The sequence below is a fragment of the Mesorhizobium sp. M1403 genome, assembly GCF_040317695.1.
GTDB lineage: Bacteria > Pseudomonadota > Alphaproteobacteria > Rhizobiales > Rhizobiaceae > Mesorhizobium.
Genome location: NZ_JAMYKY010000009.1, coordinates 78,150 through 94,461, shown reverse-complemented (window position 1 = coordinate 94,461; position 16,312 = coordinate 78,150). Strand labels below are relative to the sequence as shown.

The 16,312-nt window shown below is 60.7% G+C and carries 13 protein-coding genes; 11 read left to right on the top strand and 2 right to left on the bottom strand.

Features of this window, described 5'->3' with window-relative positions:
* Positions 1-33 precede the first annotated feature (33 nt).
* The 9 genes from NKH01_RS17030 to NKH01_RS16990 all read left to right on the top strand — a co-directional run bounded on the left by NKH01_RS17030 (position 34) and on the right by NKH01_RS16990 (position 10,509).
* Positions 34-759 (top strand): LuxR family transcriptional regulator, encoded by a 726-nt coding sequence (locus NKH01_RS17030; protein ID WP_023718543.1) that lies wholly within the window; start codon positions 34-36, stop codon positions 757-759.
* Positions 760-931: 172 nt separating this feature from the next.
* Positions 932-1,831, top strand: a complete 900-nt coding sequence (locus tag NKH01_RS17025) for a proline iminopeptidase-family hydrolase (protein WP_031193844.1) — start codon at positions 932-934, stop codon at positions 1,829-1,831.
* Between the two features lie 98 nt (positions 1,832-1,929).
* The gene (locus NKH01_RS17020; RefSeq protein WP_352639384.1) at positions 1,930-2,361 is read left to right on the top strand and encodes a hypothetical protein; all 432 of its coding nucleotides are present in this window, start codon (positions 1,930-1,932) and stop codon (positions 2,359-2,361) included.
* A 12-nt stretch (positions 2,362-2,373) separates the two neighbouring features.
* On the top strand, positions 2,374-2,622 hold the full coding sequence (locus NKH01_RS17015; RefSeq protein WP_023718545.1) for a hypothetical protein: 249 nt from the start codon (positions 2,374-2,376) through the stop codon (positions 2,620-2,622).
* Between the two features lie 267 nt (positions 2,623-2,889).
* On the top strand, positions 2,890-5,628 hold the full coding sequence (locus NKH01_RS17010) for an AMP-binding protein (RefSeq protein ID WP_353021309.1): 2,739 nt from the start codon (positions 2,890-2,892) through the stop codon (positions 5,626-5,628).
* Complete coding sequence (gene nadE / locus NKH01_RS17005) at positions 5,625-6,608, top strand: NAD(+) synthase (protein ID WP_031193946.1); 984 nt, start codon at positions 5,625-5,627, stop codon at positions 6,606-6,608. The genes NKH01_RS17010 and nadE overlap by 4 nt, the downstream gene beginning before the upstream one ends.
* 3 nt (positions 6,609-6,611) lie before the next feature.
* The gene (gene asnB / locus NKH01_RS17000) at positions 6,612-8,633 is read left to right on the top strand and encodes an asparagine synthase (glutamine-hydrolyzing) (protein ID WP_023718548.1); all 2,022 of its coding nucleotides are present in this window, start codon (positions 6,612-6,614) and stop codon (positions 8,631-8,633) included.
* Positions 8,630-10,186, top strand: coding sequence for a class I adenylate-forming enzyme family protein (locus tag NKH01_RS16995; RefSeq protein ID WP_023718549.1), 1,557 nt, complete (start codon positions 8,630-8,632; stop codon positions 10,184-10,186). Before asnB ends, NKH01_RS16995 begins: the two co-directional genes overlap by 4 nt.
* Positions 10,187-10,242: 56 nt before the next feature.
* The gene (locus tag NKH01_RS16990; RefSeq protein ID WP_023718550.1) at positions 10,243-10,509 is read left to right on the top strand and encodes an acyl carrier protein; all 267 of its coding nucleotides are present in this window, start codon (positions 10,243-10,245) and stop codon (positions 10,507-10,509) included.
* Between the two features lie 87 nt (positions 10,510-10,596).
* On the opposite strand, the gene NKH01_RS16985 is transcribed toward NKH01_RS16990, so the two are convergent.
* A complete protein-coding gene (locus NKH01_RS16985; RefSeq protein WP_023718551.1) occupies positions 10,597-11,289 on the bottom strand; it encodes a N5-glutamine methyltransferase family protein in 693 nt (230 codons plus the stop codon).
* A 408-nt stretch (positions 11,290-11,697) separates the two neighbouring features.
* Between NKH01_RS16985 and NKH01_RS16980 the strand changes: the two genes are divergently transcribed.
* Together NKH01_RS16980 and NKH01_RS16975 are read left to right on the top strand one after the other, a co-directional pair.
* The gene (locus NKH01_RS16980; RefSeq protein WP_353021305.1) at positions 11,698-13,449 is read left to right on the top strand and encodes a type I secretion system permease/ATPase; all 1,752 of its coding nucleotides are present in this window, start codon (positions 11,698-11,700) and stop codon (positions 13,447-13,449) included.
* 242 nt (positions 13,450-13,691) lie between these two features.
* Positions 13,692-14,990, top strand: coding sequence for an HlyD family type I secretion periplasmic adaptor subunit (locus tag NKH01_RS16975; protein WP_352589441.1), 1,299 nt, complete (start codon positions 13,692-13,694; stop codon positions 14,988-14,990).
* Between the two features lie 47 nt (positions 14,991-15,037).
* Here the strand turns inward: NKH01_RS16975 and NKH01_RS16970 are convergent, their stop codons facing one another.
* On the bottom strand, positions 15,038-16,300 hold the full coding sequence (locus tag NKH01_RS16970) for a polysaccharide biosynthesis/export family protein (RefSeq protein ID WP_353021302.1): 1,263 nt from the start codon (positions 16,298-16,300) through the stop codon (positions 15,038-15,040).
* Between the last annotated feature and the right edge of the window lie 12 nt (positions 16,301-16,312).

Here is a 16,312-nt window from a genome sequence, read left to right as displayed (position 1 = left end):
CCAGGCGATCTAGAGAGCCGGTTCCGAACTGGAATGAGCATCGACGCTGCCATGGCGATGGCGACGGAGGTGCTGGAGCCCATCGGTTTCACCGCATTCATCTACGACTATACGCCGGTGCCGGTCAGCCACAAGGGCGAGCTTATCACGCCCTCGCTGATGGCTCTGCGCAACGTGCCGCGCGACATGCAGGATCTCTGGTGCAAGGGCGGATATTATCAGCTCGACCCGGTGCAGGAGGCCGCGCTCGCGGTATCGAGACCGTTTCTCTGGTCGCACAACGGCGTTCAGAGCAACGTCATGCAGCGTGTGCTTCAGTCCAAGCACGATCCTGTGGTCAGCTATCTGCTTGACACGAGGATGACCTGCGGCGTCACCGTACCCATTCGCCTTGCCGGCGGCGATCTCGCCACCTTCACCGCTATCCGTGCCGATCCGGAGGCCGGGTTCGAGGCCGAAGCCAGACCCTTCATCGCCGAGATCGGCGATCTGGGTCATCTGCTGCATGATTCCGTCTATGCCGGTTTCGATGCTGGAATCCGCACCTGCCAACATGTCCATCTGACGTCGCGCGAACGCCAGTGCCTGCGCCTGGCCGCTGCCGGACTGACGGCCAAGCAGGTCGCGCGTGAGATTGGCCGCGCGGTGCCTACCGCAACGCTGCACCTCAACGCGGCGACGCGAAAGCTTGGCGCGCGCAACCGCTTCCATGCCATCGCGCTCGCCGCCCATTACCGGCTGCTTGAACCGGAGCATTGAGGCTCTCGACCTGCGGGCGATCGGCCTTGCCTCGGGCAAACTCATAACCGGCAAACCTATAAATAGTGCTAGCTGTAAATGCGCCGGGCCGCTTAGTACCGTCGGCCGCAAAACAAGGCTTGGGAGGGTCCACACTTCGGCTCCTGCCGCGCCATGATGCGGAGCTTTGATTGTGACGGCGCATGCGATCACCGAAGGATTTAGCCAATACCAGGGCTATCGCACCTGGTACCGAGTGACCGGAAACCTCACCTCGGGCAAGCTGCCCCTGATCGTCGCTCATGGTGGACCGGGCTGCACGCACGACTATGTGGATTCATTCAAGGAGCTTGCCGAAACCGGACGAGCCGTCATCCACTACGACCAGATCGGCAATGGCAAATCGACCCATCTGCCGGATAAGGGCGGTGACTTCTGGACCGTCGATTTCTTCCTGGGCGAACTCGATGCGCTGCTCGCCCATCTCGGCATTGCCAGCCGCTACGCCCTGCTGGGCCAATCCTGGGGCGGCATACTTTCGGCCGAGCACGCGGTGCGCCGCCCGGAGGGGCTGAAGGCATTGATCCTGGCCAATTCGCTGGCCTCGATGGTGCTGTGGGTGAAAGGAGCCCGGCAATTGCGCGCCGGGCTGCCAGCCGATGTGCAAAGCGCGCTCGACCGGCACGAAGCGGCAGGAACCACCGATCATCCGGAATATGTTGCGGCGACGAAGGCTTTCTACGACCGCCATGTCTGTCGCGTCGTTCCGATGCCGCCAGAGGTCGCCCGGACATTTGCGGCAATCGAGGAAGATCCGACCGTCTATCACACCATGAATGGTCCCAATGAGTTCCACGTCATCGGCACGATGCGGAACTGGACCATCGTCGACCGCCTGCATCAGATCGAGGCGCCGACCCTGGTTTTCCGCGGCTTCTACGACGAAGCGACCGAGGCCTGCGTCCAGCCCTTTCTGGATCTTATCCCGCACGTCGAAGGTTTGGTCTTCCCGAATTCCAGCCACATGCCGCATGTCGAGGAAAAGCACGACTGCCTCGCCGCCGTCGGGCGCTTCCTGGCCAAATACGACTGACGTTCCAGCACGCCCTTCAGCCTGCGGTGGCCGAAGACGAGTGACAGTCCGCTCTCGGCGAGGTCGGCGAGCAACTCCTCGTTGCCGCCGCCGGTGCCATGACGATGCCGTCGATGCGGCGCTCCAGCACCCGGTCGATCTCGCGCGCTTCGCGTGCCGTGTTTCTCCTCGGTGTTGAACAGCAGAATATTATAGCGCTCGGCGCGCTGGTGGGCTGCGTCTCCAGTCCGCGTACGAACTCGGCGAAAAAGGGGTTGGTGACGTCCGAAATCGGCGCGGCGATGGTGCCGGTCTGGGCGGCGCGCAGGCTGCGCGCTCAGCCATCCGGCCGATATCTCAGCCCGCTGAGCTGTCTTGAGCTTCTTTTGGTCTCGACGCTCAGGGCGCGCGAACCGTTGCCGACAGGCGAGACCATCGCGGCCGACGCCGAGTGCGAAGGTGCCTGCAGGTATGGAACGTGTCCACCCCAAGTTTCGCCAAGCACGTTGCAACCGAATCTATTAGCCGGCGTTAAAGTGCGGGTGGTTTAGCGGGAGGCTTTCATGCAGACGTATCTCGTCGAGCGTATGGACGGCGACGATGTGATCTCGGTGCGCGTCGTCAACGCGCCGAGTCCGTTCAAGGCTGCGGCCATGGTGACCGATGGACATATTACCTTCCGAAAGTGGGAAAAAGACTGGATCCGCGTGACTGACGAAAATCGGGGACAGATCTATGCATATTGTTTTGTCGCCGGCAGCTACTCCGATACTGAACCATTGCCGGTATCGCCCGGGAGAACCACAGAATAGGCAATGTGCCTGAATAGCGGCGATTCCGTCTTCGATCCCACCTTGGCAGATGTGTAACAGGCGTTGCCAACCTGGCACGAACGCCAGTGCTCGCTGCGTCAAGCGCACCACGCGAGCCCGGCATGATTGGCTCTGCCGGCGGCTTGCGAAACAGGCGAAGTGACTAACCAAGCGTCCTTGGGCGAAGATCGGGGCATCATCAGAATGATCGATGAAAAGATTGGGGCGGGAGGCGATAAGTGATCCTAATCTTAGCGTGGGCAACTCATGTCTTCGGCATATTTGGGATCAGAAGTCGCGGATCAGGATCTAGCGGTGGATTGTCAGACAACGACCTCCAATAAATGGTCAAGTGTTCCACAATACGCACTGGATCAGGGTGGTCCGGTACTGCGCCCATTTCAAGGATTGGGCACCGATTTTACCAACGTTGCCGTATTCGATCACCTGAGAAATATGGTCCGCCAGTACCCCGACAAGCTTGCAATCAGCGACGGCGCCAATCGTCTGACTTATTCCCAGCTTCTCCGGTCAGTTGAGACGCTGTCCTACCAGATCGCTGCCGCCGTCCCAGACGGACAGGCGATAGGGATTCTTCAGGCCAACTCGGCCTGGTATCCCATCGCCATGCTGGCAAGCATGACGGCTGGGCGACTTTCGGTGCCACTCAACGCGCGAGATCCCAGCTCGCGGATCCTGGAAATCGTGGCGGGGGCGCGGCTCTCGGCCATCCTGGGCGAGGGCAATGTCCGACCCGCCGGTTTGCCTCACCAAGTCAGTTGGATCGATGTGCCCACCAGTGCGGCCTCGCAATCGGTACAAGTGCCTCAGCCTTACCCCGTCTCGGTCGATGCGCCCGCCATCGTGCTTTATACGTCAGGGAGCACAGGCCGCCCCAAAGGCATCGTTAACAGCCAGCGCAGCTTGCTGTGCCGGGTCCAGCAATATGTCGATGCATGCCACATCAACTCGGATGATGTTTTCCTGCCATTGACCGGACCCGCCACAATCGCCGGGTACCGGGAGATTCTTGCAGCCCTTCTCACCGGGGCCACTTTGCATCTGGTCGAAGTCGAAGCGGTCGGCTTGCGCGCCGTTCAGCGCCTAGTGCGATCCGAAGGCGTGACAATCACCTATCTGGTGCCGGCGCTGCTTCGCGCGCTCATGGCCGACGGACCTGCTGAAGCGTTCCATTCGCTTAGAGTCGCCCGGATCGGTGGCGAGAAGGTGCCCTGGACCGACATCGCACTGCTGCGCAAGGCCGTCTCCGATACGTGCCTCATCCAGATCGGTTACTCGTCAACCGAGACCACCGGCTCACAATGGTTCTTGCCGCGAGACTGGCCGGAGCATGGAGATTCGGTTCCAGTTGGTTGGCTGCTGCCTGGAATCACCTTCGCAATTGTCGACGAAGCGGGCCGCTGCGTTCAATCGGGCCGCAGCGGAGAGCTTCTGATCAGGAGCCCGTATGTCTTGCTTGGCCATTGGGAGGACGGGGCGGTTATGCCGGCGACATCAGACCCGGACGATCCAGGCCTTCGGATTTTCGCGACAGGTGACCTCGCCCGACTTGATAATCAAGGCTTACTGCACATCGTCGGTCGCAAGGGACGGCAGGTAAAGATCAACGGTCGACGCGTCGAGCCAGCCGAACTCGAACGGGTGCTGCGTTGCGCGCCTGCTGTTGCGGATGCCGTGGCAATCGTGACTGCGGCCAATGAGCTTGTCGCCTTTGCCGTTCCTCGGCGCTCGGCCGAAGCGAGCTTTTCGGACGAGCTTCGCCAGCTTGTGAGGACCAATCTGCCACCGCCGCTGCGTCCCTTGCGGTTACACACGATCGCCGAGATCCCGCGTCTGCCAAGCGGCAAGGTGGACATCTCGACACTTGCAGAGATGGATCTTTCAGCCAGAGGGACGGCAGCGACGGCGCGTCCGCTCGAGCCGCGAGGCAAGCTGACGGCGCAGCAGATCGTCCAGCGGGCGTGGACCAGCATCCTCAATACGCGCGTAGCGGCGGGACGCTGGGATGACGCCGGAGGAGACTCGCTGAAGCTGCTGCACTGCGTCATGGAAATCGAAAGCGCCATCGGGCAGGAACTCGGCCTTGAGGCGTTCACCGTTGGAATGAGCCTGGACGAGATGGTCAAGGCGGTCGCGTCTGCACAGGCAGGCGACCAAAGCGCGCGCGCCCAGAAGCATGATCCTCCAATTCTTTTTCTGTTCCCGGGATCCGTCGGCTACGGCCCGAGCCTTGCTGCCTTTGCAGCAGCGATGGGCAAGATCACCCGCGTTGCCCCGATCAGGTACCCAGCCCTGACCATGATCCTGCGCGGGCAAAACAGCCTCTCCGACATGGCCGATGCCGCCGTCGAGCAGATCCGCCGCGCTCAACCCGCGGGTCATATACGACTTCTCGGTCATTCGCTCGGCGGTGCTGTCGCTTTCGAAGTTGCGGCGCGGCTGCTGGCCGCGGGGCGGACCGTAAGGTTCCTTGGCATTCTCGACACCAGTCTCGTCGGCGAGCGAAGCGCTCGCTGGGAGACGTTTACGCGCACATTCAATCGAATCCGAACCAACCGCGTATCCGCTTATCGGATGGCTTGCCGGGCCCTCGCGAAAGTCGCCGTGGCAATGCGGCGCGAGGCGCAACTGGTCCGGTTTCTCGATCGTTTCGCTCAGGGACAGTTCAACGCGACGAGTTTTAGAACCAAACTGGAACTGCAAGAGGTTTTGCGCGCGCGAGCCTTCTTCCAGTGGGTGGCCGAGCCAAAGCCGGCGCTGCCGATCACAGGCACCCTGTTCCGCTGTGCTCGACCCGGAATGCCTCTGGCCATCGGCTGGGATCGCGCTTTCGGACATCTGGACGTGATTCCGATCGTCGGCAGCCACATCGATCTGGTCGTAGAACCTCACCTCGCCACCAACCGCCCGCTTATCGAGAAAGCGGTGGCGCAAACCTATTCGCCAACCGAGTCTCGCAAACTGGAGTACAAGCTATCGACCTGATCTCAACATTCAGCAAGGACGCGCTTGTGCTCGACGCTGCTGCGGAGGTCGATCGCATCGTCCAGATCCTGCGCCAGCAGGTCCTTGGCACGCTGCGACGTCGAGGCGCGGTTGTCGGCCTCTCAGGCGGCATCGACAGCTCCGTCGTCGCGGCGTTGTGTGTTCGCGCCTTTGGGAAAGACAAGGTCCTCGGAATATTCATGCCGGAGCGCCACTCCTCCGGTGACTCGCTAAGGCTTGGCCGCACTGTCGCCGCACAGCTTGGCATCGATGCGATCCTGGAGGACATAACACCGGCCCTCGAAGCGATCGGCGCCTATTGTCGGCAGACCGAGGCAATCCAGACTGTCGTTCCCGACTATGGGGACGGCTGGAAATGCAAGCTGGTGCTGGCCTCAGTTCTCGAGAGCAATGGTCTCAACATCACGCGCCTCACGGTTCAGGACCCTGAGGGCAGGACCGACACGGTGCGTCTGCCGTCGGCAGCCTATCTGCAGATCGTCGCCGCAACCAATTACAAGCAGCGCCTGCGCAAGATGACCGAGTACTATCATGCCGACCGCCTCAACTACGCGGTAGCGGGCACGCCGAACCGCCTGGAATACGACCAGGGCTTCTTCGTCAAGCAGGGCGACGGAATCGCCGACCTGATGCCAATCGTTCACCTCTACAAGACCCAGGTCTACCAGTTGGCCGAATATCTTGGGGTGGAGGAAGAGGTCCGGCGCAGACCGCCCACCACGGACACCTTCTCGATGGCGCAGAGCCAGGAGGAGTTCTACTTCGCACTGCCTTATTATCTGATGGATTTGTGCCTCTACGGGTTAAACCACGGGATCGCTAGCGAAGACGTCGCCGAGGCCACCGGTCTCACCGTGGTGCAGGTTCAGAAAGTTTTCAAGGATATCGACAGCAAACGGCGCGCCGCACGCTATCTTCACGCGCGGCCGTTGGTGTCCTCTTCAATGGGCGAGGGCTAGGCGATGTGCGGCATCGCCGGAATTGTGTCGCTGAGCGCCGCCGCGGCGCCCCCTTCCCGTGATGCGCTGATGCGCATGGTAGGCACACTGGCGCATCGCGGCCCGGACGAGCGCGGTCTTTACCGGGACAAACGTGCGGGATTGGCGCATGCCCGTCTGTCCGTCATCGATCTCGCCAGTGGCCAGCAGCCACTCGCTGGCGCGGGCGACACAATGTGGATCGTCTTTAACGGCGAAATCTTCAATTACATCGAGCTGCGACAAGACCTGGTCGCGCTCGGTTATCGCTTCCGCACACGCAGCGACACGGAGGTCATCGTCCATGCCTATCATGCCTGGGGCGAGGCTGCCTTCGAGCGGATGAATGGGCAATGGGCAGTCGCCATTTGGGACTCCGTGGCGGGTCGACTCGTCTTGTCGCGGGATCGGTTCGGCATCTGTCCGCTGCATTTTTGCGAGCACGGCGGACGGCTTTACTTCGCCAGCGAGGTGAAGGCCATTTTCGCGGCCGATGCGGATATACCCCGCGCCTTCGATCCAGCCGGCATCGATCAGACTTTCACGCTCTGGACCGTCGTGCCGCCACAAGGCGTGTTTGGAGGAGTAAGCGAACTCACTCCAGGGCACATTCGCATTTATGACAGTGGCATCGTTCGCGAGCGGGCTTTTTGGAAGCCAAGCTATCCAGAGGTTGACGGACCCGGCGATGACGAATTCGCCGGTTCACTTGATGACGCGGTGGAGGAAGTGCGCGGCGCCCTGGAAGCCGCTACGGCGCTCAGGATAGTACGCGCCGACGTGCCGGTCGGCTGCTATTTGTCCGGCGGGCTCGACAGCTCGCTGGTCGCCGCGCTTGGAAGACGCTTCGCCGGCGGGCGCTTCCAGACTTTCTCCCTGCGTTTTGCCGACGCCGAGTATGACGAGACTCATTTCCAGCGCCTGGTTGCCGGCGTGGCGGGAAGCGAGCACCATGAGGTGGTTGTTTCGCGCAGCGATATCGCTGGCATCTTCCCTGAGGTGATCTACCACACCGAGCGGCCAATCCTCAGGACCGCGCCGGCGCCGCTGTTCCTGCTATCGAGACTGGTGCGTCAGCATGGCATCAAGGTCGTGCTGACCGGCGAAGGGGCCGACGAAATGTTCGCCGGCTACGATCTGTTCCGCGAGGGCAAGGTCCGCCGTTTCTGGGGACGCCAGCCCGCCTCGACGCGACGCTCCCGGCTGCTGGAGCGCCTCTATCCCTATCTCAGCCGCTCGCCGGTGCAACAGCAGGCGATGGCACGCCAGTTCTTCGGGCGCGACATCCACGCCCATGACGCGCCTGGTTTTGCGCATGGCACGCGCTGGCGTACCACGAGCGCTATCAAGCGGCTGTTTTCGGCAGACATGCGGGCCCAAACGGAGCGCCGCAACGCCGTGTCCGAGCTGCTTGCCCGCCTGCCGGCGGAGTTTTCGCGATGGGGCTCCCTTGCGCAGGACCAGCATATCGAGATCCAGACGCTGATGTCGGGATACCTGCTTTCATCGCAAGGGGACAGGATGCTCTTGGCCCATTCCGTCGAGGGGCGCTTCCCATTCCTCGATCATGAACTCGTGAGGCTCGCGAATTCGCTTCCGGCCGCCTATAAGCTGCGCGTGCTCGATGAAAAGCATGTTCTGAAGCGTGTGGCGCAACCGATTGTGCCGTCGGAAATCGTCACTCGCAAGAAGCAGCCCTACCGGGCCCCCAACGCGCTTTGCTTCGTCGCCGATGGCGCTCCGGCCTATATTCGCGAAGCACTTTCGGAGGCGGCGCTGCGCGAGGCAAACGTCTTCGATCCTAAGTCGGTTGCCCGTCTCCTGAGCAAGTGCCAGGCCAGCGCCGGCGGCGCCGACCTGTCCAACTCCGACAATATGGCGCTGGTCGGGGTGCTGTCGACGCAGCTTCTTCATGAGCAATTTATCGCGAGCCGACCAAGTGGAGCTCGCACGCTCAAGCTCAGCGTCGATATCGACCGCGAGCATCGCGCAGAGGTGCTCGCATGATGCATGGCGCCGTACCGCTCCTGCACGACTATCTCATCCACTCTGCCAGCCGGCTCGGCGGGAAGGTGGCCCTGGTGTGCGGTAATCAACGTGTCACCTACGGCGATCTCGATATGCGCTCGAACGCCATAGCGCATCATTTGAGCCAGGCCGGAATCGCGCGCGGCGATCGGGTGGTGATCTTCGCCGACAACACTGTCGAGGCCGTCGTCGCTTTCTGGGCCGTGCTCAAGGCCAACGCCGTGGTGTGCATCGTCAATCCACTCACCAAAAGCGACAAGCTTGGTTATCTGCTCAACGATTGCCGCCCGACGGCACTGATCACCGACAACCACCTGCATTCGATTTTCAGGGAGCCGGCGCGGAATTGCCCATCGTTGCGCTGCATGATCGTCTCCGGGCCGATCGAACGCGACGACCTGCAAGAACTGCCGCATGCTGTGCGCTGGGAAACTGCGGTCGCGGCAGCCCGCAGCACGCCGCCCGCGCGCCGCTGCATCGATATCGATCTTGCTGCAATCATTTATACGTCCGGCTCGACGGGCGAGCCCAAGGGCGTGATGCTGACGCACCGAAACATGGTTGCCGCGTGCGCCTCGATTTCCTCATACCTGGCGCTTGCTGAAGACGAGGTGATCCTCAACGTCCTGCCGCTCGCCTTCGACTACGGCCTGTACCAGATGATCATGGCATTCGGCGCGGGCGCCCGGCTGGTGCTTGAACGCTCGTTCGCCTTCCCCGCGCAGATCCTTGGGCTGATCAAGCAAGAAAGGGTGACGGGCTTTCCCGGCGTACCGACCATCTTCGCCGCACTCGGGGAGCTCAAGTCTCTCAGGGATCAGGATTTTTCGAGTATTCGCTATGTCACGAACACTGCGGCCGCTCTGCCGCTCAAGCACATTCTCCTGCTTCAGGAGCTATTTTCTCGTGCCCGTATCTATTCGATGTACGGCCTTACCGAATGCAAGCGCTGTACCTACCTGCCGCCGGAGGATCTCGAGCGAAAGCCGTTGAGCGTCGGGATCGCCATCCCCAATACGGAAATGTGGATTGTCGACGAGCATGACAGGCGGGTCGGCCACGGTGTCGTTGGCCAGCTCGTCATCCGCGGAGCGACGGTGATGAAGGGTTACTGGGGCAAGCCGGAGGCGACGGCCAGGAAGCTCAAGCCCGGACCGCTGCCGGGCGAGCAGGTCCTGTACACCGGCGATTACTGCCGGATGGACGCCGAGGGCTACCTCTACTTTGTCGGTCGCGGCGACGAGATCATAAAATCGCGGGGCGAGAAGATAGCGCCGAAGGAGGTGGAAAACGTGTTGATGGAGATTGCGGGCGTACGGGAAGCCGCGGTCATCGGCGTTCCGGACGAGTTGCTTGGACAAGCAGTGAAGGCATTTGTCGTGATGGAGCAAGGAAGCATGATCGGTGAAAAGCAGTTGCAGAAAGAGTGCCAGAGACGACTGGAAAACTTCATGGTTCCAAAGTCGATCGTCATCGTACCCAGTCTGCCGATGACCGACACGGGCAAACTCAAAAAAACCGCCCTGTCATGAGTCGGTATCAGGGCGAAGTTGATCAGCATTCATTTTTTGTACCGGAGGCGAAATCAATGTTGTCTACCAAGGATAGAACCGATACCTGCAGCGATCAAATTCGCGCTTTCCTGGCGTCGAATTTCTATATAGCCGATCCAGAGAGCCTGGAGAGCGACACCTCGCTTCTCGACCAAGGCATCGTGGACTCGACGGGGGTGCTCGAGGTTATCGGCTTCATCGAGGAGACCTTCGGCATCACGGTCGAAGACAGCGAGCTGCTGCCCGAGAATCTCGATTCCATCGAGGGAATTGCGCAATATGTCATGCGCAAGAGAAACTGATTTGCCGACATCTCGCGCAACTCTGTTTCAAGTCCCCGACCGTTTCCGGTTGCGACAGCGCGTCTAGGCCTGTCGCGACGGCGGTGCTTACGCCTGCGCCTTCGTATGCCCCACAACCACCCTGCCCTCGCCGGCCTGGTTGGTGACTGCCCGGATACTCTCATAAGCCTTGGAACGCTCGAGCAAACTCATGACCTGCCGGTCCTGGCCAAGCCCAACCTCGAAAAGCAGGATGCCTCCGCGCCGCAAATAACGCGGCGCGTCCTTGAGCACTCGCATATGGATGCTCAGACCGTAGGGTCCGGCTGCGAACGCTTCACGCGGCTCGAGCTCGACCAAATGCGAACGATCGCCCTCGAGCCGTTTTTCCGAAATATAGGGCGGGTTGCAAACGATCACGTCGATCGTGCCGTCAAGCTCCAAGCCGGAGAAGGCGCCGAACAAGTCGCCCTGAAGCACCGTTACCCGCTCCTCCATATCAAGATGGGTGACGTTGCGGCGCGCGACCTCCACGCATCCGTCGGTAAGATCGCTTGCCCACACGCGCGCGGTGGGAGCGTGGTGCGCGATGGCGCACGCCAGATTGCCCGCCCCACAGCACATGTCGACAACGCGAGGCACCGGCAAGTTCAGTTGGCTCAGAACATCGAGAGCGGCGTTGCCGAGCAGTTCCGTTTCCGGCCGAGGAACAAGCGCACCGGGCGAGACCAGCAGCTGCAATCCCATGAAGGTGCTGCGGCCCCTGCCGTAGGCGTCGGCAACATTGATCTCTTCGCTCACGACACTCGCCTCCCCGTTTTAGCCGGCGTTGGTGGCCGACAATTGCGTTCCGATGAAGTGTATCTCAAAACCGTTTAACTCTCGATCGACAAAATCAAAACCCATCCGTCCCCAGACGCTTCGACGCCTTGATGCTACAAAGATGACCATAAGCTTCTGCGCTGTGTCATGATTAGGAATATCTCCTTACCAGACCCGGTTATCCCCAGCCTGGCGAGCCAGTTGCCGAATTCTCAGCCTGGCGTCACGATTTTGCTACATTTTAATCAAAGAAGGCACATATGTAAGCAATTCGTAATGTTCCAGCAGCGAAGGGCGGAGCTGCTGCTTCCCGGAAGGTTAAAGTTTGTCCCTCATCGAAAGAACCGACGAGATTGCGCGGCAATTTCGCGTCAAAGAGCGCATATCATGAAGTCAACCAAAGGGCGCTCGCTCGATCTACGATCCGCGATGTTCGGCTGTGTGCACGGCCTCGTTGGCGTAGGCGTTTTCTCCGCATTGATAAATATCCTCGCCTTGACCGGCTCCGTCTACATGCTCCAGGTCTACGATCGCGTGCTGCCTTCGCAGAGCGTGCCGACTCTTGTCGGATTTACAGTCGGGATGCTGGGACTTTACGCGGCCTACGGGCTCCTCGATTTCGTGAGGCTTCGCCTGTTGGTCCGCATCGGCAGCCGCCTGCATAGAAATCTGCAGCAAAAGGCGTTCGCAGCCTCGCTTTCCCTGCCCCTCGTTGCCGGGCCGGATGCGAACCGGGTACATCCGCTTCGTGATCTGGACCAGCTACGTGGCTTTCTTTCCGGACTGGGCCCGACAGTCTTATTCGACGCTCCCTGGATACCATTTTATATGGTGGTCATCTATCTGCTGCACCCTGCGCTTGGCGTGCTGGCAACGCTCGGCGCATGCGCCGTTGTGCTTTTGACGGTGGCTGCGGAGATCATCGGCCGCAAACCTGCGGCTCGTGCGTCTGAAACACTCGTTGCGCAGCGGCTTCTGGCCGATTCCGGCCGCCGCAACGCAGAGGTTGTTCAGGCTATGGGCCTGTCCGCCCCGCTTAGCCGGCGCTGGAACGAGGTCAGTCATCTTTATCTGAAGAACCAGGAACGGCTCTCCGACGTCGTTGGCGCAGCGAGCTCACTGTCGAAGACGCTCCGAATGGCCTTGCAATCATGCGTGCTGGGGCTTGGTGCCTACCTCGTGATCGGGGGCGAGGCCTCGCCGGGTGTGATCATAGCGTCGTCCATATTGCTGGGCCGCTCACTGGCGCCGGTCGATGTGGCGATCGCAAATTGGAGAGGGTTTCTGGCAACCCGCAAAAGCTATTCCGAGCTGGCGGCAGCGCTGGATGCTTTTGATAGCCAGCAAGAGCCAATGGAACTGCCACGCCCAAAGGCGGAGCTTGCGGTCGAGGAATTGACGGTCGCGCCACCAAGTCTGCAGAAGCCAACAATCTTCAATGTAAGCTTCCGCTTGGCGAGGGGCGCAGGGTTGGCGGTCGTCGGCCCGAGCGGCTCCGGCAAGACCACGCTCGTGCGCGCTGTGGTCGGGGCATGGAAGCCGCTTCGAGGAACGGTAAGATTGGACGGCGCCTCGCTCGATCAGTGGAATTCAGAGCTGCTCGGCATTCATATTGGCTACCTGCCGCAGGACGTTGAGCTGTTCGACGGCACGATCGCCGACAACATTTCAAGGTTCGGCGGCAAAAGCGACGCAAGGGGCGTGTTGGCAGCTGCCAAAGCTGCGGGCGTGGACAAGATGATCATGCGTCTTCCGCAGGGTTTTCAAACACGCATCGGAGAAGGCGGCGCAGCCCTGTCGGCTGGGCAGAGGCAGCTCGTCGGACTTGCCAGGGCACTTTACGGTGATCCATTCCTCGTCGTTCTTGACGAACCAAATTCCAATCTGGATGCAGACGGCGATGCTGCTTTGGCCGGCGCGATCCTGGCAGTGCGTCAGCGCGGCGGTATCGTGATCGTCGTTGCGCATCGCCCCTCCGCTCTCGTCAACATCGATCAGGTACTCGTCCTGTCGAACGGGATGCTCCATTCGTTCGGTTCGCGCGAAGACGTTCTGGCAAATGTGATCCGGCCCTTCCCGCGTCCGGACAAGCCAAACATTGTCGTTCCGCTGCAGCACGGTGCAAGCGGGCATGCGTGAGGTATTGCTTAGTGTCTAACGTGACCATGTCGTCATATGCTGCGATCGCTGGCGAAGGCCAGCCGACCGGGGCGAAGCCAGAGCCGGATGGCATTCGAGCCAATTTACCCTGGGGCAATCTGCTCCGGAGCCTGGCAGAACATTCTCGTTCCGCTGCACAGAGGTGCAGCCGGGCATATGTGAGGTATCGCTCTACTGTTACCGTGTCGCCATACGCCGCGCCCGGTGGCGAAAGCCGTTCGTTGGAAACGAAGCCGGATCCGGATGGCATCCGGGCCAATCTGCTCTTGGGCTTGGCAACCAGCTTGCTGTTGATCTTTGGCGGAGGGCTGTGGTTGGGATTGACCAAGATTGCCGGCGCGGTGATTGCGCCTGCAACTGTGGTGGTCGAAAGCAACATAAAAAAAGTCCAGCATCAAACCGGCGGCACCATCGGCGGAATCTTCGCGCAGGACGGCGATCACGTGAAGGCCGGCGACGTGTTGGTCAGGCTGGACAACACATTGACCCGAGCAAACCTGCAGATAATCACCGAGGACCTCAATCGAGCCACCATTCGTCTGGCCCGGCTGGAAGCCGAGCGCCAGGGTCTGCCGGAAATGCAGATCCCGCCTGGCCTTCGGGTTCAAATGGGTGACCCGCAAGTGGCGGCGCTTGTCAGCGGCGAACGTGCCTTGTTCGAAAGCCGTGCTGCGGCGCTGGCTGGCCAGAAGGCACAATTGCAAAGCCGCGCGAAGCAGCTGGAACGTCAGATCGATGGCCTCAAATCGCAGCAGTCTGCGACGGATGAGTCTCTGGATCTGCTGACCAAGAACCTTGCTGACGTCGAATCTCTCTACGCAAAGAAGTTGGTCTCCAAGGAGAGGTTGAGCACTGTCAGCCTGGAGAAGACCCGGACTCGCGGCGAATCGGGACGCCTTGTCGCAGCGATAGCGGAGGTACAAGCTCACATCAGTGAAACGGACCTGCAGGTGCTTCAGCTCGACGAACAAATGCGGAGCGACGTGACCAACGAACTTCGCGAAACGGAAGCCAAGCAGACCGAACTCAGTGAGCGCAAGGTGGTGGCCGAAGACGAGCTCGGCAGGACAGACATTCGCGCCCCGCAATCAGGCACGGTACAAGAATCCTCGGTCCACACCGTCGGAGGCGTGATTGGCGCCGGGGAGGTGCTCATGATGATTGTGCCCGATTCCGACAACCTTGTCGTAGACGCTTCCATTCCTCCGTCGCGCATTGATGAGATCCATCCCGGACAGCAGGTGTCGATCCGCTTTCCGGCGTTCGACGCCGGCACTACACCGGCTTGCGAAGGCTCGGTCAACCGCGTCTCCGCAGATCTGATCAAGGATCAGCAACGTCAGCTTTCCTATTTTTCGGCGCGCATCGATGTCGAGAACGAAGCGACCTGCCTGACAGGAGAGAAAATCCTCAAACCGGGCATGCCCGCCGAAGTCCATATAAGAACCGACGAGCGCAGTGTCTGGTCCTACTTGATGAAACCTCTTACCGACCAATTTTCCAGAGCTTTCAGGCAGTAAGCGGCTGCCAACCCAGTGGCGGCCGCTTGGCTCGAGGCGCAGCCGATCTATCGGATCGCCGCGCTCTCGAGAGCGCTGCTGAACCTTACCTCGATCGTGTCTCCCGGCATGACCTCGGTGTCTTCTTGGGCCGGCTGTTTCCGCCATTCTTCGCCGACCCTGCGAACGATCGTGACCTCGGCTTGGATCGTCTCACCGGCAACCGGCAACGGCAGGGCGGCAGCTCCCGTGGGCTGCAACTTCTGGCTGGCGGCGCGAAGTCTTGCATTGATGTCGGCAAGACGCACATTGGTATCTTTCAACTCAGTCAGCAGACCTATCCTTCTTTGGTTGTCATTGCGTTCGTGCTGTCTGGCAAAATCAGCCTGCTGACGTCGTGCTCTCATAAGTTCAACCGACGTTTCGAGTGCCCGGCTGGAAGAGAGTACCAAAGCGCGCCGGACGTCGGCGAGCCGGTTATTGGTGAGATTTCCGGACTCAAACGCTTTCCTTACGCGCGCCAGCTCGTCTTCGTCCGCCTTCACGCCATCCGCTTCGGCCTGCTCGCGTTTGAGCAAGGTCTCGGTTTGTGCAGCGGCATCCTTGCCACTTTTATCGAGAAAGCTCTGCTCTTGCTGGAAGTTGTCCAACGAGAGCTTCAGCCCTTCTGCTTCGGCCTGGGCGATCGCCGATGCAAAAACTGCCGGCAAGGGCGATCCTTGTGGTGGCTGCATGTCGAAGCTCGATTTGCCCTGAAGTTCGGCGCGAATGCGGGCGCTGTGATAGTAGTCTCTCGTGTATTCCCCCCAAAGCGATTCGTAATCGCGCCGCAGATCCACCGGATCGGGGCCAACCTGGTTTGCCCGGGACCGCAAAAGGCTGAAACCACCTGACACGGCAATCGCCTGCCGCACGGTCATCAGCGGCCGGTAGGCCTGCTGTCCGGGAGTGAGCACATCCCCTGTCACATAGATCGGCCGATATTCTGCGACCACGGCGGTCACGTCTGTCGGCTTGATGACGATCATTTGCTCCCGCCCGTCAGGCAGACGATGGTGGAATATCTTGGTTGGCAGGATCGTCTGCATGCGTGTTTGCAGTTCGGCCGGGCTTAGGCCGCCCACCGAAACCATCCCGACTTCGGGAAACGCGATCGTGCCGTCCATCTGGACCACGGCACGTTGCGTTCGCTCCGGGATGGAGGCAATTCCTATCTCGATGGTGTCGCCGGCGGAAAGTCGATAGGCGACCTGCGCTTCCGCTGCAGCGGCCGTATCCATGGCAGCCAGCATGCCGAGCACGACAAGAAGGATTCGGTTAACAAGGACCATTGGTGACAATCT

What these genes read in the sequence shown, in the direction of transcription:
- NKH01_RS17030 (WP_023718543.1), top strand. Translation starts at nt 34, where the DNA reads ATGAGCATCGACGCTGCCATGGCGATGGCGACGGAGGTGCTGGAGCCC.
- NKH01_RS17020 (WP_352639384.1), top strand. Translation starts at nt 1,930, where the DNA reads ATGACGATGCCGTCGATGCGGCGCTCCAGCACCCGGTCGATCTCGCGC.
- NKH01_RS17015 (WP_023718545.1), top strand. Translation starts at nt 2,374, where the DNA reads ATGCAGACGTATCTCGTCGAGCGTATGGACGGCGACGATGTGATCTCG.
- NKH01_RS17010 (WP_353021309.1), top strand. Translation starts at nt 2,890, where the DNA reads ATGTCTTCGGCATATTTGGGATCAGAAGTCGCGGATCAGGATCTAGCG.
- asnB (WP_023718548.1), top strand. Translation starts at nt 6,612, where the DNA reads ATGTGCGGCATCGCCGGAATTGTGTCGCTGAGCGCCGCCGCGGCGCCC.
- NKH01_RS16995 (WP_023718549.1), top strand. Translation starts at nt 8,630, where the DNA reads ATGATGCATGGCGCCGTACCGCTCCTGCACGACTATCTCATCCACTCT.
- NKH01_RS16990 (WP_023718550.1), top strand. Translation starts at nt 10,243, where the DNA reads ATGTTGTCTACCAAGGATAGAACCGATACCTGCAGCGATCAAATTCGC.
- NKH01_RS16980 (WP_353021305.1), top strand. Translation starts at nt 11,698, where the DNA reads ATGAAGTCAACCAAAGGGCGCTCGCTCGATCTACGATCCGCGATGTTC.
- NKH01_RS16970 (WP_353021302.1), bottom strand. Translation starts at nt 16,300, where the DNA reads ATGGTCCTTGTTAACCGAATCCTTCTTGTCGTGCTCGGCATGCTGGCT.